General features: G+C 59.4%; 21 protein-coding genes and 1 other RNA gene. 17 read left to right on the top strand and 5 right to left on the bottom strand.

Annotated elements, in window-relative coordinates; all coding sequences use genetic code 11:
• The first annotated feature begins 142 nt into the window (after positions 1-142).
• Complete coding sequence (locus NE357_RS23865) at positions 143-1,279, top strand: acyl-CoA dehydrogenase family protein (protein WP_169431867.1); 1,137 nt, start codon at positions 143-145, stop codon at positions 1,277-1,279.
• A 104-nt stretch (positions 1,280-1,383) separates the two neighbouring features.
• On the opposite strand, the gene NE357_RS23860 is transcribed toward NE357_RS23865, so the two are convergent.
• Positions 1,384-2,424, bottom strand: a complete 1,041-nt coding sequence (locus NE357_RS23860; RefSeq protein ID WP_169431866.1) for an NADP(H)-dependent aldo-keto reductase — start codon at positions 2,422-2,424, stop codon at positions 1,384-1,386.
• Positions 2,425-2,668: 244 nt separating this feature from the next.
• Between NE357_RS23860 and rplM the strand changes: the two genes are divergently transcribed.
• The 7 genes from rplM (at position 2,669) to NE357_RS23825 (ending at position 7,554) form a co-directional block, all read left to right on the top strand.
• Positions 2,669-3,097, top strand: a complete 429-nt coding sequence (gene rplM / locus NE357_RS23855) for a 50S ribosomal protein L13 (protein ID WP_003228062.1) — start codon at positions 2,669-2,671, stop codon at positions 3,095-3,097.
• A 14-nt stretch (positions 3,098-3,111) separates the two neighbouring features.
• Complete coding sequence (gene rpsI, locus NE357_RS23850; RefSeq protein ID WP_007961615.1) at positions 3,112-3,504, top strand: 30S ribosomal protein S9; 393 nt, start codon at positions 3,112-3,114, stop codon at positions 3,502-3,504.
• Positions 3,505-3,773: 269 nt separating this feature from the next.
• Positions 3,774-4,367 carry a ubiquinol-cytochrome c reductase iron-sulfur subunit gene (petA, locus tag NE357_RS23845; protein ID WP_003228055.1) on the top strand — a complete coding sequence of 198 codons (594 nt, stop codon included), beginning with the start codon at positions 3,774-3,776 and terminating at the stop codon, positions 4,365-4,367.
• A complete protein-coding gene (locus NE357_RS23840; protein ID WP_065261493.1) occupies positions 4,367-5,578 on the top strand; it encodes a cytochrome b in 1,212 nt (403 codons plus the stop codon). The genes petA and NE357_RS23840 overlap by 1 nt, the downstream gene beginning before the upstream one ends.
• The gene (locus NE357_RS23835; RefSeq protein WP_169431865.1) at positions 5,578-6,360 is read left to right on the top strand and encodes a cytochrome c1; all 783 of its coding nucleotides are present in this window, start codon (positions 5,578-5,580) and stop codon (positions 6,358-6,360) included. The genes NE357_RS23840 and NE357_RS23835 overlap by 1 nt, the downstream gene beginning before the upstream one ends.
• 146 nt (positions 6,361-6,506) lie before the next feature.
• A complete protein-coding gene (locus NE357_RS23830) occupies positions 6,507-7,124 on the top strand; it encodes a glutathione S-transferase N-terminal domain-containing protein (protein WP_011335872.1) in 618 nt (205 codons plus the stop codon).
• A 16-nt stretch (positions 7,125-7,140) separates the two neighbouring features.
• The gene (locus NE357_RS23825) at positions 7,141-7,554 is read left to right on the top strand and encodes a ClpXP protease specificity-enhancing factor (RefSeq protein ID WP_007956787.1); all 414 of its coding nucleotides are present in this window, start codon (positions 7,141-7,143) and stop codon (positions 7,552-7,554) included.
• Positions 7,555-7,605: 51 nt separating this feature from the next.
• On the opposite strand, the gene NE357_RS23820 is transcribed toward NE357_RS23825, so the two are convergent.
• The 4 genes from NE357_RS23820 to NE357_RS23805 all read right to left on the bottom strand — a co-directional run bounded on the left by NE357_RS23820 (position 7,606) and on the right by NE357_RS23805 (position 11,050).
• Positions 7,606-8,184: a BON domain-containing protein gene (locus NE357_RS23820; RefSeq protein ID WP_169431864.1), complete on the bottom strand. Its 579-nt coding sequence runs from the start codon at positions 8,182-8,184 to the stop codon at positions 7,606-7,608.
• Positions 8,181-8,774: a phosphoheptose isomerase gene (locus NE357_RS23815; RefSeq protein ID WP_169431863.1), complete on the bottom strand. Its 594-nt coding sequence runs from the start codon at positions 8,772-8,774 to the stop codon at positions 8,181-8,183. The genes NE357_RS23820 and NE357_RS23815 overlap by 4 nt, the downstream gene beginning before the upstream one ends.
• Positions 8,775-8,876: 102 nt before the next feature.
• Positions 8,877-9,239 carry a YraN family protein gene (locus NE357_RS23810; RefSeq protein ID WP_011335870.1) on the bottom strand — a complete coding sequence of 121 codons (363 nt, stop codon included), beginning with the start codon at positions 9,237-9,239 and terminating at the stop codon, positions 8,877-8,879.
• Complete coding sequence (locus NE357_RS23805; RefSeq protein ID WP_169431862.1) at positions 9,239-11,050, bottom strand: penicillin-binding protein activator; 1,812 nt, start codon at positions 11,048-11,050, stop codon at positions 9,239-9,241. The genes NE357_RS23810 and NE357_RS23805 overlap by 1 nt, the downstream gene beginning before the upstream one ends.
• A 177-nt stretch (positions 11,051-11,227) precedes the next feature.
• Between NE357_RS23805 and rsmI the strand changes: the two genes are divergently transcribed.
• The 9 genes from rsmI to mraY all read left to right on the top strand — a co-directional run bounded on the left by rsmI (position 11,228) and on the right by mraY (position 20,297).
• The gene (gene rsmI / locus NE357_RS23800) at positions 11,228-12,133 is read left to right on the top strand and encodes a 16S rRNA (cytidine(1402)-2'-O)-methyltransferase (protein ID WP_169431861.1); all 906 of its coding nucleotides are present in this window, start codon (positions 11,228-11,230) and stop codon (positions 12,131-12,133) included.
• Positions 12,134-12,206: 73 nt separating this feature from the next.
• An RNA gene (gene rnpB, locus NE357_RS23795) (RNase P RNA component class A) lies at positions 12,207-12,560 on the top strand.
• Positions 12,561-12,963: 403 nt separating this feature from the next.
• Complete coding sequence (gene mraZ, locus NE357_RS23790) at positions 12,964-13,419, top strand: division/cell wall cluster transcriptional repressor MraZ (protein ID WP_003205355.1); 456 nt, start codon at positions 12,964-12,966, stop codon at positions 13,417-13,419.
• Positions 13,416-14,363, top strand: a complete 948-nt coding sequence (gene rsmH / locus NE357_RS23785; protein ID WP_039766256.1) for a 16S rRNA (cytosine(1402)-N(4))-methyltransferase RsmH — start codon at positions 13,416-13,418, stop codon at positions 14,361-14,363. Before mraZ ends, rsmH begins: the two co-directional genes overlap by 4 nt.
• A complete protein-coding gene (gene ftsL / locus NE357_RS23780) occupies positions 14,360-14,653 on the top strand; it encodes a cell division protein FtsL (RefSeq protein ID WP_007956777.1) in 294 nt (97 codons plus the stop codon). Before rsmH ends, ftsL begins: the two co-directional genes overlap by 4 nt.
• A complete protein-coding gene (locus NE357_RS23775; protein WP_169432701.1) occupies positions 14,653-16,392 on the top strand; it encodes a peptidoglycan D,D-transpeptidase FtsI family protein in 1,740 nt (579 codons plus the stop codon). Before ftsL ends, NE357_RS23775 begins: the two co-directional genes overlap by 1 nt.
• A complete protein-coding gene (locus tag NE357_RS23770) occupies positions 16,392-17,855 on the top strand; it encodes a UDP-N-acetylmuramoyl-L-alanyl-D-glutamate--2,6-diaminopimelate ligase (RefSeq protein WP_169431860.1) in 1,464 nt (487 codons plus the stop codon). Before NE357_RS23775 ends, NE357_RS23770 begins: the two co-directional genes overlap by 1 nt.
• Complete coding sequence (locus NE357_RS23765; RefSeq protein ID WP_169431859.1) at positions 17,848-19,215, top strand: UDP-N-acetylmuramoyl-tripeptide--D-alanyl-D-alanine ligase; 1,368 nt, start codon at positions 17,848-17,850, stop codon at positions 19,213-19,215. Before NE357_RS23770 ends, NE357_RS23765 begins: the two co-directional genes overlap by 8 nt.
• Entirely contained in the window at positions 19,215-20,297 is a 1,083-nt protein-coding gene (gene mraY, locus NE357_RS23760) for a phospho-N-acetylmuramoyl-pentapeptide-transferase (protein WP_015096766.1), read from the top strand. Before NE357_RS23765 ends, mraY begins: the two co-directional genes overlap by 1 nt.
• The last annotated feature ends 5 nt before the right edge of the window (positions 20,298-20,302 follow it).

The following is a 20,302-nucleotide window of genomic DNA, read 5'->3' as shown; positions in this document are numbered from 1 at the left end:
AACTTTTGTTTTTATAAGGGAAAGTGGTCACCAGACGGCTGGATCGTCTTATTTTTTGTCGGATGTGTCCAGTGTCCTGTATCGGTAGCGAGGCTTAGTCTCTGAAGGTCTGATCCCTTCAAGAATAAAGAAAAGGTGTCGCATGATCCCCAGAACCCTGTTCAGCTCCGAGCACGAATTGTTCCGCGACAGCGTAAGAACATTCCTCGAAAAAGAGGCGGTGCCGTTTCATGCTCAGTGGGAAAAACAGGGCTACATCGACCGAAAACTCTGGAACAAGGCGGGGGAGGCGGGGATGCTCTGCTCACACCTGCCGGAGGAATACGGTGGGTTGGGGGCGGACTTCCTGTACAGCGCTGTGGTCATCGAGGAGGTGGGGCGACTGGGCCTGACCGGCATCGGCTTCTCGCTGCACTCGGACATCGTTGCGCCGTACATCCTGCATTACGGCAGCGAGGCGCTGAAGCGCAAATACCTGCCGAAACTGGTGTCCGGCGAGATGGTCAGTGCCATCGCCATGACCGAGCCGGGTGCCGGTTCCGATTTGCAGGGGGTCAAGACTACCGCTGTGCTGGACGGTGACGAGTATGTGATCAACGGCTCGAAAACCTTCATCACCAATGGCTTTCTGGCTGATCTGGTGATTGTCGTGGCCAAGACCGATCCCAAGGCCGGGGCAAAGGGCACCAGCCTGTTTCTGGTGGAGGCGAACACGCCGGGCTTCGACAAGGGCAAGCGCCTGGAGAAGGTCGGAATGAAGGCTCAGGACACCTCGGAACTGTTCTTTCAGGACGTGCGAGTGCCGAAGGAAAACCTGTTGGGTCAGGCCGGGGCCGGGTTTGCCTATCTGATGCAGGAATTGCCGCAGGAGCGTCTGACAGTCGCCATTGGCGGGTTGGCTTCGGCCGAGGCGGCGCTGCAGTGGACGCTGGATTACACCCGTGATCGCAAGGCGTTCGGCAAGGCAATTGCCGACTTCCAGAACACGCGCTTCAAACTGGCGGAAATGGCCACCGAGATACAGATCGGCCGGGTGTTCGTCGATCGCTGTCTGGAGCTGCATCTTCAGGGCAAGCTGGATGTGCCGACGGCGGCGATGGCCAAGTATTGGGGCACCGACCTGCAATGCAAGGTGCTCGACGAGTGCGTGCAGTTGCATGGCGGCTACGGTTTCATGTGGGAGTACCCGGTGGCCCGGGCATGGGCGGATGCGCGGGTGCAGCGAATCTATGCCGGCACCAATGAAATCATGAAGGAGATCATTGCGCGGTCGCTATGAATTTCGCAGTGAATTGACTGGCCCCTTCGCGAGCAGGCTCGCTTCCACAAGGATCACGCTGTACCTGTGGGAGCGAGCCTGCTCGCGAAGCTTTTAGCGGCTGATCACGGTGCCGGGTTCGGATGATCTTTGTGAATCGCTTCGATCCCTTCCAGCACTTCCTTCGACAGTTTCAGCTCGTAACTGGCGATATTGCTGTCCAGTTGCTCCAGCGTCGTCGCACCAATGATGTTGCTGGTGACGAACGGTTGCTGATTGACGAAGGCCAGCGCCATTTGCGCCGGATCCAGGCCATGTTTCCGGGCGAGCGCCACGTAACGGCTGCACGCCGCTTCCGATTGCGGGTTGAAGTAGCGGCTGAAGCGGCTGTAGAGGCTCAGGCGACCTTTTGGCGGACGGGCGCCACCTTCGTACTTGCCCGACAGGAAACCGAATGCCAGCGGCGAATAGGCGAGCAGGCCGCACTGTTCGCGAATGGCGATCTCCGCCAGACCGACTTCGAAGCTGCGGTTGAGCAGGTTGTACGGGTTCTGGATCGATACCGCGCGCGGCCAGCCACGGGCTTCGGCCAGGGCGAGGAAACGCATGGTGCCCCACGGGGTTTCGTTGGACAGGCCAATGTGGCGGATCTTGCCGGCCTTCACTTGCTCGTCGAGTGCTTCGAGGGTGTCTTCGAGCGGGGTGAGGTTGGCTTCGATCTTGTGCTTGTAGCCCAGCTGTCCGAAAAAGTTGGTGCTGCGCTCCGGCCAGTGCAGTTGGTACAGGTCGATGTAATCGGTCTGCAGACGCTTGAGGCTGGCGTCCACTGCTTCGGTAATGTGCTGGCGGTTGTGGCGCAGGTTTTTGTCGCGGATGTAGTCGATGGTGTTGCCGGGGCCGGCGATCTTGCTGGCGAGGATCCAGTCGGCGCGGTCGCCCCGGCTCTTGAAGTAATTGCCGATGTAACGCTCGGTGGTGGCGTAGGTTTCGGCTTTCGGCGGCACCGGATACATCTCGGCGGTGTCGATGAAGTTGATCCCGGCGCCCTTGGCCCGTTCAATCTGGGCGAAGGCTTCAGCTTCAGTGTTTTGCTCGCCCCAGGTCATGGTGCCAAGGCAGATTGCGCTCACGTTCAGGTCGGTACGGCCTAGCTGGCGATAGTCCATCGGGTGCTCCTTGGGCAAAACAAGCATAAAAGCAGGTTGAAATTTTTTTCGCAATCTGCATAATTGCCGACCTCTTTCTGCAGTGGAAGTGATGCCCCGCCGCCGAAGAATCTTGCCGTTGAACGGACGCGCCGACCCGAGCCCCCGAAAGCGTCTGTATCCGGCTGCCTTTGACTTGTCAAAGTACGCACTATTCAGTAAGATCCGCCGTCTTATTTACAGGCGGCCCCTGAGGCTATAAAGAATGAAAACTTTTACTGCTAAACCGGAAACAGTAAAGCGCGACTGGTTTGTCGTCGACGCTGCTGGTCAGACCCTGGGTCGTCTGGCCACCGAAATCGCGAGCCGTCTGCGTGGCAAGCACAAGCCTGAGTACACTCCTCACGTTGACACCGGCGACTACATCGTCGTAATCAACGCTGAGCAGATCCGTGTTACCGGTGCTAAAACCACTGACAAAATGTACTACTCCCACTCCGGTTTCCCGGGCGGCATCAAGTCGATCAACTTTGAAAAGCTGATCGCCAAGGCCCCTGAGCGCGTGATCGAGACCGCGGTTAAAGGCATGCTGCCTAAGAACCCACTGGGTCGCGACATGTACCGTAAGCTGAAAGTCTATGCGGGCGCTGCACACCCTCATACTGCTCAGCAGCCCCAAGAACTGAAGATTTAACGGAATAGTTCATTATGTCGGCGACTCAAAATTACGGCACTGGCCGTCGCAAGACCGCAACCGCACGCGTTTTCCTGCGTCCGGGTACTGGTAACATCTCCATCAACAACCGTTCGCTGGATTCGTTCTTCGGCCGCGAAACTGCCCGCATGGTAGTTCGTCAGCCGCTGGAACTGACCGAGACTGTCGAGAAGTTCGACATCTACGTCACCGTGATCGGCGGTGGTGTAAGTGGTCAGGCTGGCGCAATCCGCCACGGTATCACTCGCGCTCTGATGGACTACGACGAAACCCTGCGTAGCGCTCTGCGCAAAGCTGGTTTCGTTACCCGCGACGCCCGTGAAGTTGAACGTAAGAAAGTTGGTCTGCGTAAAGCGCGTAAGCGTCCGCAGTACTCGAAGCGTTAATTCCGCTTCCACGTTCAAAAAGAACGCCCGATTCCTCACGGAACCGGGCGTTTTTTTATGCGTGCGATTTCTTGAATAATTGCGCTGTGACAACTTGCCACATTCGTAGACCCCCTATACTACAAGGCTTGAGGGCCAGCCCTCCGGGTAATTACCTTGTCAGAATTGGGGGTTTTCATTACCATTCGGCAAAATTTTTATAAGTACATTGTTTCATATTTAGTAGATGCCTGATTTAACAGGCCACAAAGCTGATGGGAGAGGACTGAATGAGCAATGACGGCGTGAATGCAGGCCGGCGTCGCTTCTTGGTAGCGGCCACATCCGTGGTGGGTGCTGCAGGAGCGGTGGGGGCTGCGGTCCCGTTCGTGGGGTCATGGTTTCCCAGTGCCAAGGCGAAGGCTGCCGGCGCACCGGTGAAAGTGAATGTCAGCAAAATCGAGCCCGGACAGCAGATGATTGCTGAATGGCGCGGCCAGCCGGTATTCATTGTTCGCCGTACTGCGGAAATCCTGGGGAATCTCAAGAAGATCGAGGGCCAGCTCTCCGATCCGACCTCCAAAAACTCCACGCAACCCACCTATGTCGACCCTGAGGTGCGTTCGATCAAGCCGGAAATCCTGCTGCTGATCGGGATCTGCACTCACCTGGGTTGCTCACCGACCTTCCGTCCCGAAGTGGCACCCGCGGATCTGGGCAAAGACTGGGTAGGTGGCTATTTCTGCCCTTGCCACGGTTCCCACTACGATCTGGCTGGCCGCGTCTACAAGTCGCAACCTGCGCCTTTGAACCTGCCAGTACCCCCGCATTCCTATGAGACCGATGATCTGATTGTCATTGGCGTCGATACGGAGAAAGCGTGATGAGCAAGTTCATGGATTGGGTTGATGCGCGCTTCCCCGCCACCAAAATGTGGGAAGACCATCTCAGCAAGTATTACGCGCCAAAAAACTTCAACTTCTTCTACTTCTTCGGCTCGCTGGCACTGCTCGTTCTGGTCAACCAGATCGTCACCGGTGTCTGGCTGACCATGAGCTACACCCCGTCGGCGGAAGAGGCGTTCGCCTCCGTCGAATACATCATGCGAGACGTCGAGTACGGCTCGATCCTGCGTTTGCTGCACTCCACCGGCGCTTCGGCGTTCTTCATCGTGGTCTATCTGCACATGTTCCGTGGCCTGCTTTACGGTTCGTACCAGAAACCGCGCGAACTGGTGTGGGTCTTCGGCATGCTGATCTATCTGGCGCTGATGGCTGAGGCCTTCATGGGTTATCTGTTGCCATGGGGGCAGATGTCCTACTGGGGCGCCCAGGTGATCATCTCGCTGTTCGGTGCGATTCCGGTCATCGGCAACGACCTGACTCAGTGGATTCGTGGTGACTACCTGATTTCCGGAATTACCCTGAACCGCTTCTTCGCCCTGCACGTGGTCGCTCTGCCGATCGTGATCCTCGGTCTGGTGGTGCTGCACATTCTGGCACTGCACGAAGTGGGTTCGAACAACCCGGATGGCGTGGACATCAAGAAACACAAAGACGAAAACGGTGTGCCGCTGGACGGTATCGCTTTCCACCCGTACTACACCGTGAAAGACATCGTCGGTGTGGTGGTGTTCCTGTTTATCTTCTGCTTCATCGTGTTCTTCTTCCCGGAAATGGGCGGCTACTTCCTCGAAAAACCAAACTTCGAGCAGGCCAACCCGTTCAAGACGCCAGAGCATATTGCGCCGGTCTGGTACTTCACGCCGTTCTACGCGATCTTGCGTGCGGTTCCTGACAAGCTCATGGGCGTTATCGCCATGGGTGCGGCCATTGCGGTGCTTTTCGTCCTGCCGTGGCTCGACCGCAGTCCGGTCAAGTCAATGCGCTATAAAGGCTGGATGAGCAAAATCTGGCTGGTGGTGTTCTGCATTTCCTTCGTGATCCTCGGCATTCTGGGGGTTCTGGCCCCGACGCCGGAGCGCACGCTGGTGTCGCAGATCTGCACCTTCCTGTATTTCGCCTACTTCATTCTGATGCCTTTCTACACCAGGCTCGAGAAGACCAAACCGGTTCCGGAAAGGGTGACTGGCTGATGAAAAAGTTATTTTTTGCTCTGATTTTTGCTGCTCTGCCAGTGCTGTCCTTTGCTGCGGAACACGGTGGCCCGGAACTGGAAAAAGTCGACATCGACGTTTCCGACAAGGCTGCCCTGCAGGATGGTGCACGCACCTTTGCCAACTATTGCATGGGTTGCCACAGTGCCAAGTTCCAGCGTTATGAGCGTGTGGCCGACGATCTCGGCATCCCGCACGAAATGATGCTGGAGAAGCTGGTGTTCACCGGTGCCAAGATCGGCGATCACATGAACATCGGCATGCAGCCGGCCGACGCCAAGACCTGGTTCGGTGCAGCGCCTCCGGATCTGACTCTGGTGGCGCGTGTTCGTGGTACCGACTGGCTTTATGGTTATCTGCGTTCGTTCTATGAGGATCCGGCGCGTCCTTGGGGCGTGAACAACAAGGTCTTCCCGAACGTCGGCATGCCTAACGTGCTGGTCGGCCTGCAAGGTCGTCAGGTCGTGGGTTGCAAGCAGGTACAGATCGTCGAAGACGGCAAGAAGCAATATGATCCGCTGACCGGTACGCCTCTGACTCATGAGGCGTGCGATCAATTGACCATCGTGCCGAAAACCGGAACTCTCAACGAAGAGCAGTTCGATGAGAAGGTCAAGAATCTGGTAACCTTCCTGGCTTACTCGGCTAACCCGGTTAAGCTGCAACATCAGCGCATCGGTACTTACGTCTTGCTGTACCTGGCGTTCTTCTTTGTGTTCGCCTACCTGCTCAAGCGTGAATACTGGAAAGACGTGCACTGATACGCTTCAAGCAATTGCTGTTAATCGCGCGCGCCCAAGGGCGTCTCTGAAATGCAAAGCCTGGTCAGCCATGTTTTGCGGGAGGCGCCCTCTGGGCGCGCGCGTTTTTCCGGCTCCGACTATTTCAACAAGCGAGGAGGATCGCCATGGGCGTGACCAATCGGTTGGCCTGTTACTCCGACCCCGCCGACCACTATTCCCACCGAGTGCGCATCGTGCTTGCAGAGAAGGGTGTCAGCGCCGAAATCATTTTTGTGGAGGCTGGTCGCCAGCCGCCTAAACTGATTGAAGTAAACCCTTACGGCAGTCTTCCGACGCTGGTCGATCGTGACCTGGCGTTGTGGGAGTCGACCGTGGTGATGGAATACCTGGATGAGCGTTACCCGCATCCGCCATTGATGCCTGTGTACCCGGTGGCGCGTGCCAACAGTCGTCTGCTGATTCACCGCATTCAGCGCGACTGGTGTGGTCTGGTGGATCTGATTCTGGATTCGCGCACCAAGGAAGCGGCGCGTGCCGTGGCGCGCAAGGAATTGCGCGAGAGCCTGACGGGTGTGTCGCCGCTGTTCGCCGACAAGCCGTTTTTCCTCAGTGAGGAACAAAGTCTGGTGGATTGCTGCCTATTGCCAATACTCTGGCGTTTGCCGATTCTGGGTATAGAACTGCCGCGGCCTGCCAAGCCGCTGCTTGATTATATGGAGCGTCAATTTGCGCGTGAGGCTTTCCAGGCGAGTCTGTCTGGTGTCGAACGCGACATGCGCTAAGGCTTAAGGAGCCGCTATGAACTCCAGTCGACCTTATCTGGTCCGCGCGCTCTACGAGTGGATTGTGGATAACGATTGCACCCCGCACATGCTGGTCAATTCCGAGTACCCGGCGGTACAGGTGCCACAGGGCTTTGCCAGTGACGGACAGATTGTCCTGAATATTTCGCCAAGTGCCGTGCGGCATCTGCACATGGACAACGACGTCGTGACCTTCGAAGGTCGTTTCGGTGGCGTTCCTCATAGCCTGTACGTGCCGATTGCTGCAATTCTGGGGATCTATGCCCGGGAGAACGGTCAGGGCATGGTGTTCGATCTGGAGTCGCCGATGGATGACGAAGACGAGATCGAGCAGGATGACGATGTTCCGCCACCGGACAGCGAGCCGCCGCGCCCAAGCGGTCGGCCAAGCCTGAAAGTGGTGAAGTAATAAAAAAGGCGATCCAACCGGATCGCCTTTTTTGTGCCTGCGCTTTGTGTATCAGTCGATGTATTCGAACAGCTTCACGATTTTCTGCACGCCAGAAACACCCTGCACCAGATTGGTGGCCTGTGCGGCTTCCTGTTTGGTCAGCAGGCCAAGCAGATAGACGATGCCGTTTTCGGTCACGACCTTGATGCGTGAGCCAGGAATGCTGGCGTCGGTGAGCATCTGGGTTTTGATCTTGGTCGTCAGCCAGGAATCGTTCTGGCGGGCGAGGAAGCTCGAAGGCGCAATCACTTGCAGCTCGTTGTGTACTTTCTTCACGCGTTGCACGTTGGCGGCAGCCTGTTCGGCCTTGGCCTTCAGGTCTTCGCGCGGGGTCTGTCCAGCCAGCAGCACGACACCGTTGAAACTGGTCACGACGATGTGCGAGTCGTTGTCCAGAGCCGGGTCGGCCTTGGCCACGTTGACACCGACCTTGGTTTCAATCAGCGAATCGTCGATCTTGCTGCCGAAGGTGCGGGTGCCGCGATCGTCTTCGATCGGTGCTTCACGGCTGGCGTTCACCACCGAGGTGCAGCCAGAAATGCCGAGGCACAGGGTCAAGGCCAGAAGGCCAAGGCGATTAGGGGTCATTCTTCACTCCCGAACAGTTGGCTGTCGATCAGATCGCAGAGGCAATGGATCGCCAGCAAGTGGACTTCCTGAATACGTGCGGTGACGTTGGCCGGTACGCGAATTTCGACGTCTTCAGGCAGCAGCAGTGACGCCATGCCGCCGCCATCGCGACCGGTCAATGCTACGACAATCATTTCGCGATCATGTGCGGCCTGGATCGCTTGAATAATGTTCGCCGAGTTGCCGCTGGTCGAAATCGCCAGCAATACATCGCCTTGCTGGCCGAGTGCGCGGATCTGCTTGGAGAACACTTCGTTGTAGCTGTAATCGTTGGCGATCGAGGTGATGGTCGAGCTGTCGGTGGTCAGCGCGATGGCAGGCAGACTCGGACGCTCGCGCTCGAAACGGTTGAGCAGTTCCGAGGAGAAGTGCTGGGCATCGCCGGCCGAGCCGCCGTTGCCGCACGAGAGCATTTTCCCTTCGTTGAGCAGGGCGTTGACCATTACCTGGCTGGCTTGCTCGATGTGCGGTGCAAGTACGTCCATCGCCTGTTGCTTGGTGTCGATACTGGCCTGAAAAAGCTGGCGAATTCGGGATTGCATGTCCATCTGTGTGACCTTAATTGGCGCGGCTGTCCGGCACGTGAATGTGCAGCCCGCAAAGCAAAGAGCAAAAGTGTTGAGTGAAAATGTCCGGGTCGGTGCAGGCGGTCAACTGTCGAACGCATTCTGCAACCAGTTCAACTGATCCTGATGGCTGTCGATGGCCACCACGTCGAAGCGGCAGGGGGAATTTGCCCAGCGCGACTCGCGCTGAAGAAAATATTGTGCGGCGAAAATCAGTTTCTGCCGTTTGCGCCCGTCGATACTGTCGAGCGCTCCACCCCATTGAGTGTTCTTTCGGTAACGTACTTCGACGAATACTACTGTATCGCCATCAAGCATGACCAGATCAAGCTCGCCGCGTTTACATAACCAGTTCTGCGCCAGGAGGCGCAGACCCTGGTGTTGCAAATGCTCGAGCGCCTGACGCTCGGCATCCTTGCCGCTTTGCAGGTGTGACCTGTCGGGCATCAGCGCGGAGTGTCCGGCAGGCGCTGGATCTGGCCGCTGACAAACTGGGCCCATGGCAACTGGCGTACCACGCGTTGGCTCTGGGTCATGCCCAGGCTGCCCGACAGACCTTCGATGCGGCTGTCCGGCAGGGTCTTGAGCTGGCTCAGGCGCGGGGCCAGGCGGTAGGCATCGGCACCCATTGCATACAGACGACCAAGACTGCCGGAGGCTTGTGGCCATTGCGCGGCGACCTGTTTGCGCAGCGGGTCGTTGGTATCCAGCAGCCAAGGGGTTTCGCAGAAGCGCACACCGTTCATGTCGTTGTACTGGTTCACGTCGCCGCTGGCGCTGAACACGTGGGAAGTGGCGTAGACCGGAACGTCACCGGCGTACTGGAAGTTCAGGGTCGGCTTGATCTGCTGGGCCTGTTGCGGTGTCGCGGCGAGGAAAATGAATTCGATGTCCTGGCGACGCGAAGGCTGAGCAGCAACGTTGGTGCCGACGGCGTTCTGCAGGCTCTTGGCACGGGCTTCGCTCTGACGCAGCTGGAACATGTCGGCGATTTGCTGGGCCAGTTGTACTGGCTGGTCAACGCGTTCGGTGGCGACGATGCTGCCACCGTTGGCTTGCCAATCCTGGCTGAAGGCGCGCAGGACGCGGTCGCCCCATTCGCCTTTCGGCACCATGATCGCGGCGCGGTGCAGGCCGTCGGCGCGGGCGCGGCGGGAGACTTCACGGGCCTCGTCTTCAGCGGCGAGGCCGAACTGGAACAGCTGCGCCGGGCCCTGGTCACCTTCGCTGTAGTTCAGAGCGAGGGTGGTGATTGGCAGTTGCGGGCGGGTGCTCAGCTGTTTGACCAGTGGTTTTTCCAGCGGCCCGACAACCAGTTGCACGCCGTCGGCCTGGGCCTTGCGGTAGAACTCGTCCATGTTGGTCAGGTGCGAGCTGTCATAGAACACGATGGCCGGTGGCTTCTGGCCGGCTTGCTGAGCCTGATAGTGCGCGGCCATGAAGCCGTCACGCAGTGCCTTGCCGACAGAGGCCAGTTGGCCGTCCTGTGGCAGCAGCAGGGCGATCTTGCTCAGGGGCTGGCTGGCCAGCTCCTTGAGTTTGGTCAGTGGCAGCGGCAGGTTGATGGCGGCCGGGTGTTTCGGGTGCTGAGAGCGCCAGTCGTCGATGGCTGCCTGTTGCTGTTCCAGGGTGCCGGCGGTTTTCACGGCCAGGGCCAGGCTCATCCAGCCGGCGAGGTCGTCGGTCCCGTTGGGTTGCAGTTGATCGGTCGGCAGCGAGGCGATCAGGGTCCAGATGGCTTCGTGGTTCTTGCTCGCGGCTTCGCCTTCGAGCATCGGCGCAATGAAAATGCGCTCGCGTGCCGCAGCCAGGGTCTGACCGTCGGCCTCAAGGGCACGGGCGTGAACGGTGCCGGCGCGAACCTGCAACGGCACCGACATTTCGCTCAGGCGTTGCAGGCTTGGATGGTTCAAGGCTGCCAGTGCGGCTTTGGGCTGATTGCGGGTCATCGCCAGTTCAGCAGACAAAGTGCTGGCGAATGCCTGCTGGCCTGGCTGGAGTTGCTCCATCGGCACTTGTTGCAGGATTTGCGCGGACTGTCCGGCATTGCCCTGGCGATAAGCCATGTCCGCCGCACTCAGGCGCAGCAGCGCAGCCTTGTCCGGCGATTTGGCCTGGGCGGCCTGTTCGAGCAGTTGCTCGATGCTGGCATCCGGAGTCCGTGGAAGTTCGCCAAGGCTGGAGGAAGGGGAGCTGGCGCAGGCCGCCAGCAAGGCAGCGAGGCAGAGGGCAGTGAACAGCCGCAGACAAGCGATCATGTAAGTGTTCCTGATACTCGATCAAATTAGCGTCGAATTGTACCCAAGCGCTGGCCGGGGCGCGATGTTACTGGTGTGAAACCGTCAATTTAGATGATGTAAATGTTGCGCGACCGCACAATGGTGCGACAAACCGTGTCTGCCGCGGCCGCATCGTCAGTTGCGCGACGCGCTACAATGGCGGTTTTTACCGATCATGAGGTGTGCGCTTTGACTGCTCCAGGTGCTTTGAATTCCGCTGCAGGCTCGCTTTATGTGGTGGCGACGCCCATCGGCAACCTGGATGACATCAGCGCCCGGGCGTTGAAGATCCTGCGCGAGGTGGCGCTGATCGCCGCCGAAGACACGCGCCATTCCCAGCGTCTGATGCAGCACTTTGGCATCTCCACGCCGCTGGCGGCCTGTCACGAGCACAACGAACGTGATGAAGGCAGTCGTTTCATCACTCGTCTGCTGGCAGGCGACAACGTCGCGCTGATTTCCGATGCCGGTACCCCGCTGATTTCCGATCCGGGTTATCACCTGGTGCGTCAGGCCCGTGCAGCCGGCATCAATGTGGTGCCGGTGCCGGGGGCTTGTGCGCTGATTGCTGCCTTGTCCGCGGCCGGTCTGCCATCCGACCGTTTTATCTTCGAAGGCTTTCTGCCGGCCAAGGCGGTTGGACGCAAGGCACGCCTTGAAGCCATCAAGGAAGAGCCGCGCACGCTGATTTTCTACGAGGCGCCGCATCGTATTCTTGAGTGTCTGCAGGATATGGAAGCCGTGTTTGGCGCTGATCGCCCGGCATTGCTTGCCCGGGAAATCACCAAGACCTTTGAAACCCTCAAGGGGCTGCCGCTGGCCGAGCTGCGGGCATTCGTCGAGGCGGACAGCAATCAGCAGCGTGGCGAATGTGTGGTGGTCGTGGCTGGCTGGACTGCGCCGGAGTCAGAAGATGCCGTGAGCAGCGAGGCGATGCGCATCCTCAATCTGCTGCTCGAAGAGATGCCGCTCAAGCGTGCGGCCGCTTTGGCAGCGCAAATCACCGGTGAGCGCAAAAACGTGCTGTATCAAGTCGCGCTGGATCAGCAAAAAGACGCGTAACCCGTCGCGCAGACCGGTTGGCGGGCTATTAGCGCTTGTTCTTCGAGCGCTCTGCCGTTAACCTGCGCGGCGGAGAGTCGATCGGACAGTCGCTGCCCTCTATGAAAATTAGGGGGGGGAGGAAAGTCCGGGCTCCATAGGGCGAAGTGCCAGGTAATGCCTGGGAGGCGTGAGCCTACGGAAAGTGCCACAGAAAATAACCGCCTAAGCGCTTCGGCGCCGGTAAGGGTGAAAAGGTGCGGTAAGAGCGCACCGCACGTCTGGCAACAGTTCGTGGCTAGGTAAACCCCACTTGGAGCAAGACCAAATAGGGTCCCAAGGCGTGGCCCGCGCTGGGACCGGGTAGGTTGCTAAAGATGTCCAGTGATGGCCATCGTAGACGAATGACTGTTCAAGACAGAACCCGGCTTACAGATCGACTCTCCACCTTTTTCTTTTCCCTGCTTGAATTAAAGGCGACAGGGCTGTTTATTATCAGCAGGCCTGCTCTGGAATTCCGGCGGCGGCAATCGCAGTAATAGCCATTTCCCACCTTGCTTCAATCAACAGCAGAAGCGCTTTTGTAATACCGAAAAAATCTTACTCTTAACAAATTACTTTAACTTTCGAGCGCAGCTGTCAGTGCTGTCTCAAGTTATTGGATAAAAGCATCCGCCGGATTCTCGTTGCTCCTCCTTTTATGCTCCTAAATCTCCGTTCTGTAAGGGTTTTCCTTTGATCCGCGCCTTGACGGTGTGGTGGGCGCATTCCTATAGTGTGCGCAAGTGGCGGAAAGTGGCATGAAGTGGGTTTTTTGAGCTCAAAACGATAAAAATTGGAGAAACGCAGACGTGTTTCGCGGAGCTAACGCTATCAGTCTCGACGCAAAGGGCCGTCTCGCCATGCCGAGCCGGTACCGTGACGAGCTCGTTTCGCGTAGTTCCGGCCAGTTGATCGTGACCATTGATGCCGTTGATCCGTGCCTGTGTGTCTACCCGCTCGATGAGTGGGAAATTATTGAAACCAAGTTGCGCGCGCTTCCTTCGCTTCGCGAAGAGAACCGTCGTCTGCAACGTTTATTGATTGGTAACGCCGTTGACCTCGAGCTCGACGGCAGTGGTCGTTTCCTGGTGCCGCCGCGCCTGCGCGAATACGCGAAGCTCGACAAGCGCGCGATGCTGGTGGGCCAACTGAACAAGTTCCAACTGTGGGACGAAGATGCCTGGAACGCGGTTTCTGCCGCTGACCTGGCTGCCATACAACAACCGGGCGCCATGCCTGACGAACTGCGTGATCTGATCCTGTGACTATTGATAGCGGCTTTAACCACATCACCGTACTGCTTGACGAAGCCGTCGAGGCTCTCGCCGTACGTCCTGATGGCTGCTATCTGGACGGCACGTTCGGGCGCGGCGGGCACAGTCGATTGATCCTCAGCAAGCTCGGGCCTGATGGCCGGCTCATCGGATTTGACAAGGATCCTCAAGCGATTGCCACCGGGCAAACGCTAGCGGCCGAAGACGGCCGCTTTGTCGTTGTGCAGCGCAGCTTTGCCGAACTGGGTTCGGTGGTTGCCGAACAGGGTCTGGCTGGCAAGGTCAGCGGCATTCTGCTGGATCTGGGCGTGTCTTCGCCGCAGCTCGATGATGCCGAGCGCGGCTTCAGTTTTCTCAACGATGGCCCGCTGGACATGCGCATGGATCCGTCCCGTGGCATCAGTGCAGCCGAGTTCGTCAACACCGCGCCGGTGGAAGAAATCGCCCGTGTTTTCAAGGAATATGGCGAAGAGCGCTTCTCCGGTCGCATGGCCCGTGCCGTGGCCGAACGTCGTGACATCACGCCGTTCGAGCGTACCGCTGATCTGGCCGAAGTTCTGAAAGTCGCCAACCCGGCGTGGGAAAAGGGCAAGAACCCGGCCACCCGTGCATTCCAGGGCCTGCGCATTCACGTCAACAACGAACTGGGCGATCTGGAAGCAGGCCTTGAAGCCGCGCTCGAATGCCTGGAAGTGGGCGGCCGTCTGGTCGTCATCAGCTTCCATTCGCTGGAAGACCGCATCGTCAAACTGTTCATGCGCAAGCTGGTGAAAGGCGAAGCCGACAACCTGCCGCGCAACCTGCCGGTTCGCCACGTTGCGTTCGAACCGAAAATCAAAGTCCATGGCAAAGCGCAGACGGCCTCCGACGCCGAGCTCAAGGCCAACCCACGTTCTCGTAGCGCCGTCATGCGCGTCGCGGAGAAGTTGCGGTGAGCAAGCTTTTCGCCAAACCACTGCCTGGCGGCAGCTTTTTCATGCTGCTGCTGTTCATCGGCGTGCTCGTGTCGGCCATCGGCGTTTCCTACAGCGCCCACTGGAACCGGCAGTTGCTCAACACCCTGTACAACGAACTCAGCGTGCGCGACAAGGCGCAGGCCGAGTGGGGGCGTCTGATTCTGGAACAGAGCACCTGGACCGCCCACAGCCGGATCGAAGTACTGGCTACCGAACAACTGAAGATGCACATCCCTGGCGCGGCTGACGTGAAGATGGTGGCGCCATGATGAAACTCGAAGGGGCACTCTTCCCGTGGCGCTTCCGTCTGGTCGTTGGTCTGCTGGGCATGATGGTGGCCGCGATCTGCTGGCGCATCATCGACCTGCAGGTGATCGACCGTGACTTCCTCAAGGGGCAGGGCGATGCACGTAGCGTTCGTCACATTCCGATCCCGGCGCACCGTGGTTTGATCACCGACCGCAATGGCGAGCCTCTGGCCGTGAGTACGCCGGTGACCACGTTATGGGCCAACGCCAAGGAAATGCAGCTGGCCAAAGAAAAGTGGCCGGCACTCGCCGCTGCCCTGGGCCAAGACCCGAAAGCCCTGGCCGAGCGCCTCGAAGCCCAGGCGAACAAGGAATTCATTTATCTGGTGCGCGGACTGACCCCCGAGCAGGGCCAGGCTGTGCTCGACCTGAAAGTGCCGGGCGTCTACGGCATCGAAGAGTTCCGCCGGTTCTATCCGGCCGGTGAAGTCACTGCGCACATGGTCGGGTTCACCGACATCGACGACCACGGCCGTGAAGGTGTCGAACTGGCCTACGACGAGTGGCTGGCCGGCGTACCCGGCAAGCGGCAAGTCATCAAGGATCGGCGCGGACGGCTGATCAAGGATGTCCAGGTCACCAAGAACGCCAAGGCCGGCAAGCCCTTGGCGTTGTCCATTGACCTGCGTCTGCAATACCTGGCCAACCGCGAGCTGCGCAACGCGATCATCGAGAACGGCGCCAAGGCCGGCAGTCTGGTGATCATGGACGTGAAGACCGGCGAGATCCTCGCCATGGTCAACCAGCCGACCTACAACCCGAACAACCGTCGCAACCTGCAGCCGGCGATGATGCGTAACCGCGCGATGATCGACGTGTTCGAACCGGGTTCGACCATGAAGGCGATCTCGATGAGCGCCGCGATCGAAACCGGCCGCTGGAAACCGAGCGACACCGTCGAGGTGTATCCGGGTTCCCTGCAGATCGGCAAGTACACCATCAAAGACGTATCGAAGACCGAAGGTCCGGTGCTTGACCTGACCGGCATTCTGATCAATTCCAGTAACGTTGGTATGAGTAAGGTCGCGTTCGACATTGGCGGCGAAACCATTTTCCGTCTCGCACAAAAGGTCGGTCTCGGCCAGGACACCGGCCTCGGCTTCCCGGGTGAACGTGTCGGCAACCTGCCGAACTACCGCGAGTGGCGTAAAGCTGAAACCGCAACGCTGTCCTACGGCTACGGTGTTTCGGTGACCGCGATCCAGCTGGTGCACGCGTTCTCGGCATTGGCCAACAACGGTCGTCTCGCACCGCTGACTCTGATCAAAACCGACAAGGCGCCGCAGACCACCCAGGTGCTGCCGGAAGCCGTGGCGAAAACCATGCAGGGCATGCTGCAGCAAGTAATCGAAGCACCACGTGGCGTGTTCCGTGCTCAAGTCCCGGCGTATCACGTGGCCGGGAAGTCGGGTACCGCCCGCAAGACCTCGGTGGGCACCAAGGGCTATGCCGAAAATTCCTATCGCTCGCTGTTCGCCGGTTTCGGCCCGATGAGCGATCCGCGTTATGCCATCGTCGTGGTGATCGATGAACCGACCAAGGCCGGCTACTTCGGTGGTCTGGTGTCGGCGCCGGTGTTCAGCCGTGTGATGTCCGGCACTCTGCGCCTGATGAACATCACCCCGGACAACCTGCCGAATACCCAGCAAGCCAATGCCACCCCGGCTGTTCCGCTGAAAGCCAATGGAGGGCGCGGCTGATGTCTCTTAGTCTGAACAAGATATTCCCCCACGCCGGCCACGATCTGTTGATCCGTGAACTGGCGCTCGACAGCCGCAACGTACGCGCAGGCGACCTGTTCCTCGCGGTGCCGGGCGGCAAGTTCGACGGTCGTGCGCACATTGCTGACGCACTCACCCGTGGGGCGGCCGCCGTGGCTTACGAAGTGGAAGGCGCCACCGTGTTGCCGATCACTGATGTGCCGCTGATTCCGGTCAAAGGTCTGGCAGCGCAGTTGTCGGATATCGCCGGACGTTTTTACGGTGAACCAAGCCATCACCTGAACCTGGTGGGCGTCACCGGCACCAACGGCAAGACCAGCGTGACCCAGCTTGTTGCCCAGGCGCTGGACCTGCTCGGTCAGCACTGCGGCATCGTCGGCACCCTCGGTTCCGGTTTCCATGGCTCGCTGCAAAGCGGCCTGCACACCACGCCGAATCCGATTGCCGTGCAGGCGACCCTGGGCGACCTGAAAAAGGCCGGTGCCAAAGCCGTGGCCATGGAAGTTTCGTCCCACGGCCTGGATCAGGGCCGGGTCACCGCGCTGGCGTTCGACGTGGCGGTGATGACCAACCTTTCCCGCGATCACCTCGATTACCACGGCACCATGGAGGCCTACGCCGAAGCGAAAGCCAAGCTGTTCGCCTGGAATGACTTGAAGTGCCGCGTGGTCAATCTGGACGACGATTTCGGCCGGCAACTGGCCGCTGAAAAACGTGAGTCGCGCCTGATCACTTACAGCCTGCTCGACAGCAGCGCGTATCTATATGTCCGCGAAGCACAGTTCGACGACCATGGCGTGCGCGCCACGCTGGTGACGCCGCAGGGCGAACACCATCTGCGCAGCACGCTGCTCGGTCGTTTCAACCTGAGCAACGTACTGGCCGCGGTCGGCGCCTTGCTTGGCCTGGATTACGCCCTCGACGAAATCCTCAAGGTGCTGCCGAAACTCGAAGGCCCGGCCGGACGCATGCAACGTCTCGGTGGTGGCACCCAGCCGCTGGTGGTGGTCGATTACGCCCACACGCCCGATGCGCTGGAAAAGGTTCTGACTGCGTTGCGTCCGCACGTCAAAGGCCAACTGTTGTGCCTGTTCGGCTGTGGCGGTGACCGTGATCGCGGCAAACGCCCGTTGATGGCCGAAGTGGTCGAGCGTCTGGCCGACCGCGTGCTGGTCACCGATGACAATCCGCGTACCGAAGATCCAGCGGTGATCTTCGATGACATCCGCGCCGGCTTCACGGCTGTGGATAACGTGACGTTCGTGGCCGGTCGTGGCCAGGCCATCGCACAACTGATTGCCAGCGCCTCGGCGGATGACGTGATTGTCCTGGCCGGCAAAGGTCATGAGGACTATCAGGAAATCAACGGCGAGCGCCACGCATTCTCCGATCTGGTCGAGGCCGATCACGCCCTGACCGCCTGGGAGGTGGCCCATGCTTAAGGCCCTGAAACTCAGCGAACTGACCAACGCACTCGACGCGCGGTTGATCAGCGCGGACGCAAGCTTCGACGGCGTGAGCATCGACAGCCGCGCCATCAAGGCTGGCCAACTGTTTGTTGCATTGACCGGTCCGCGCTTCGACGGTCATGACTATCTGAACGAGGTCGCTGCCAAAGGCGCCGTTGCTGCATTGGTCGAGCGCGAAGTCGCCGACAGCACGCTGCCACAATTGCTGGTCAAGGACACCCGTCAGGCCCTCGGTCAACTGGGCGCATTGAACCGTGCCGCGTTCACCAGACCGGTTGCGGCCGTGACCGGCTCCAGCGGCAAGACCACGGTCAAGGAAATGCTCGCGAGCATCCTGCGTACGCGCGGCTCGGTACACGCGACCCGTGGCAACCTGAACAACGACCTCGGCGTACCGCTGACCCTGCTCGAACTTGCCCCGGAGCACAGCGCGGCAGTGATCGAACTGGGTGCCTCGCGTCTGGGTGAAATCGCTTACACCGTCGGGCTGACCAAGCCGCACGTAGCGATCCTCAACAACGCCGGCACCGCTCACGTTGGCGAGTTCGGCGGGCCCGAGAAAATCGTTGAAGCCAAAGGCGAAATCATCGAAGGGCTGGCCGCCGATGGCATCGCCGTGCTGAATCTCGATGACAAGGCATTCGGTATCTGGAAGCTCCGCGCCGCCGGTCGCAAAGTGCTGACTTTCGCGCTGAGCAACACGCAAGCGGATTTCCACGCCAGCGATCTGGCCACTGATGCCCGAGGCTGCCCGGCGTTCAACCTGCACAGTCCTGAAGGTGTGGAACGGGTTCAACTGAACCTGCTCGGCACCCATAACGTCGCCAATGCCCTGGCCGCTGCCGCTGCTGCTCACGCCCTGGGCGTGTCGCTGTTCGGCATCGCCACCGGGCTTGGCGCGGTACAACCGGTCAAGGGTCGCACCGTCGCGCAACTGGCGAAAAACGGCATGCGCGTGATCGATGACACTTACAACGCGAACCCCACCTCCATGTGCGCGGCCGTTGATATACTCGCCGGCTTTTCCGGCCGCACCGTCCTGGTGCTCGGGGATATCGGCGAGTTGGGCGACTGGGCGGAGCAGGGGCACCGCGACGTGGGCGAATACGCCCGGGGCAAGGTTTCCGCGCTTTACGCCGTCGGGCCGAACATGGTCCACGCCGTGAACGCATTCGGCAACGAGGCGCATCACTTCGGCACGCAGGCCGAACTGATCCAGGCCCTCGGCGCCGAGCAGGATAAAAACACCACCATTTTGATCAAGGGTTCGCGCAGCGCAGCGATGGAAAACATCGTTGCGGCCCTGTGCGGGTCCAGTCTGGAGAAACATTAATGCTGCTGCTGCTAGCGGAGTATCTGCAACAGTTCTACAAAGGCTTCGCGGTCTTCCAGTACCTGACCCTGCGCGGGATTCTCGGTGTGCTGACCGCGCTGGTCTTGTCGCTGTGCTACGGCCCGTGGATGATCCGCACCCTGCAGAACCGTCAGATCGGCCAATCGGTTCGTAACGACGGCCCGCAATCGCACCTGTCCAAATCCGGTACGCCGACCATGGGTGGCGCACTGATTCTGTCGTCCATCGGCGTCAGTACCCTGCTGTGGGCCGACCTGAGCAATCGTTACGTGTGGGTCGTGTTGCTGGTGACCCTGCTGTTCGGTGCCATTGGCTGGGTCGATGACTACCGCAAAGTGATCGAGAAGAACTCCCGTGGTCTGCCGAGTCGCTGGAAGTATTTCTGGCAGTCGGTGTTCGGTCTCGGCGCGGCGATATTCCTTTATATGACTGCCGCCACGCCGGTGGAAACCACCCTGATCCTGCCGATGCTCAAGGACTACAGCATTCCGCTGGGCGCCGGTTTCATCGTGCTGACTTACTTCGTGATCGTCGGTTCGAGCAACGCGGTCAACCTGACCGACGGCCTCGACGGTCTGGCGATCATGCCGACAGTGATGGTCGGCGGTGGCCTGGGCATCTTCTGCTACCTGTCGGGTAACGTGAAATTCGCTGAATACCTGTTGATCCCGTACGTGCCGGGCGCGGGCGAGCTGATCGTGTTCTGCGGCGCGCTGATCGGTGCCGGTCTGGGCTTCTTGTGGTTCAACACCTACCCGGCGCAAGTCTTCATGGGCGACGTCGGCGCACTGGCGCTGGGCGCTGCTCTGGGCACCATCGCGGTGATCGTCCGTCAGGAAATCGTCCTGTTCATCATGGGCGGCGTGTTCGTGATGGAAACCCTGTCAGTCGTCATTCAGGTGGCTTCCTTTAAGCTGACCGGTCGTCGTGTGTTCCGCATGGCTCCGATACACCACCACTTTGAACTCAAGGGCTGGCCCGAGCCGCGCGTGATCGTCCGTTTCTGGATCATCACCGTGATTCTCGTGCTGATCGGCCTTGCCACCCTGAAGCTGAGGTAGAACGA

It is taken from the genome of Pseudomonas sp. G7(2022) (genome assembly GCF_052660475.1).
This window is presented reverse-complemented; position numbering and strand designations above follow the sequence as displayed.

Coding starts and splice junctions, on each gene's coding strand:
- NE357_RS23815 (WP_169431863.1), bottom strand. CDS start 8,774: ATGGACATGCAATCCCGAATTCGCCAGCTTTTTCAGGCCAGTATCGAC.
- NE357_RS23765 (WP_169431859.1), top strand. CDS start 17,848: ATGCTTAAGGCCCTGAAACTCAGCGAACTGACCAACGCACTCGACGCG.
- NE357_RS23770 (WP_169431860.1), top strand. CDS start 16,392: ATGTCTCTTAGTCTGAACAAGATATTCCCCCACGCCGGCCACGATCTG.
- petA (WP_003228055.1), top strand. CDS start 3,774: ATGAGCAATGACGGCGTGAATGCAGGCCGGCGTCGCTTCTTGGTAGCG.
- NE357_RS23805 (WP_169431862.1), bottom strand. CDS start 11,050: ATGATCGCTTGTCTGCGGCTGTTCACTGCCCTCTGCCTCGCTGCCTTG.
- mraY (WP_015096766.1), top strand. CDS start 19,215: ATGCTGCTGCTGCTAGCGGAGTATCTGCAACAGTTCTACAAAGGCTTC.
- NE357_RS23860 (WP_169431866.1), bottom strand. CDS start 2,424: ATGGACTATCGCCAGCTAGGCCGTACCGACCTGAACGTGAGCGCAATC.
- NE357_RS23835 (WP_169431865.1), top strand. CDS start 5,578: ATGAAAAAGTTATTTTTTGCTCTGATTTTTGCTGCTCTGCCAGTGCTG.
- rsmI (WP_169431861.1), top strand. CDS start 11,228: ATGGCGGTTTTTACCGATCATGAGGTGTGCGCTTTGACTGCTCCAGGT.
- NE357_RS23820 (WP_169431864.1), bottom strand. CDS start 8,184: ATGACCCCTAATCGCCTTGGCCTTCTGGCCTTGACCCTGTGCCTCGGC.
- NE357_RS23810 (WP_011335870.1), bottom strand. CDS start 9,239: ATGCCCGACAGGTCACACCTGCAAAGCGGCAAGGATGCCGAGCGTCAG.
- NE357_RS23865 (WP_169431867.1), top strand. CDS start 143: ATGATCCCCAGAACCCTGTTCAGCTCCGAGCACGAATTGTTCCGCGAC.
- NE357_RS23775 (WP_169432701.1), top strand. CDS start 14,653: ATGAAACTCGAAGGGGCACTCTTCCCGTGGCGCTTCCGTCTGGTCGTT.
- rplM (WP_003228062.1), top strand. CDS start 2,669: ATGAAAACTTTTACTGCTAAACCGGAAACAGTAAAGCGCGACTGGTTT.
- NE357_RS23840 (WP_065261493.1), top strand. CDS start 4,367: ATGAGCAAGTTCATGGATTGGGTTGATGCGCGCTTCCCCGCCACCAAA.
- NE357_RS23825 (WP_007956787.1), top strand. CDS start 7,141: ATGAACTCCAGTCGACCTTATCTGGTCCGCGCGCTCTACGAGTGGATT.
- NE357_RS23830 (WP_011335872.1), top strand. CDS start 6,507: ATGGGCGTGACCAATCGGTTGGCCTGTTACTCCGACCCCGCCGACCAC.
- rpsI (WP_007961615.1), top strand. CDS start 3,112: ATGTCGGCGACTCAAAATTACGGCACTGGCCGTCGCAAGACCGCAACC.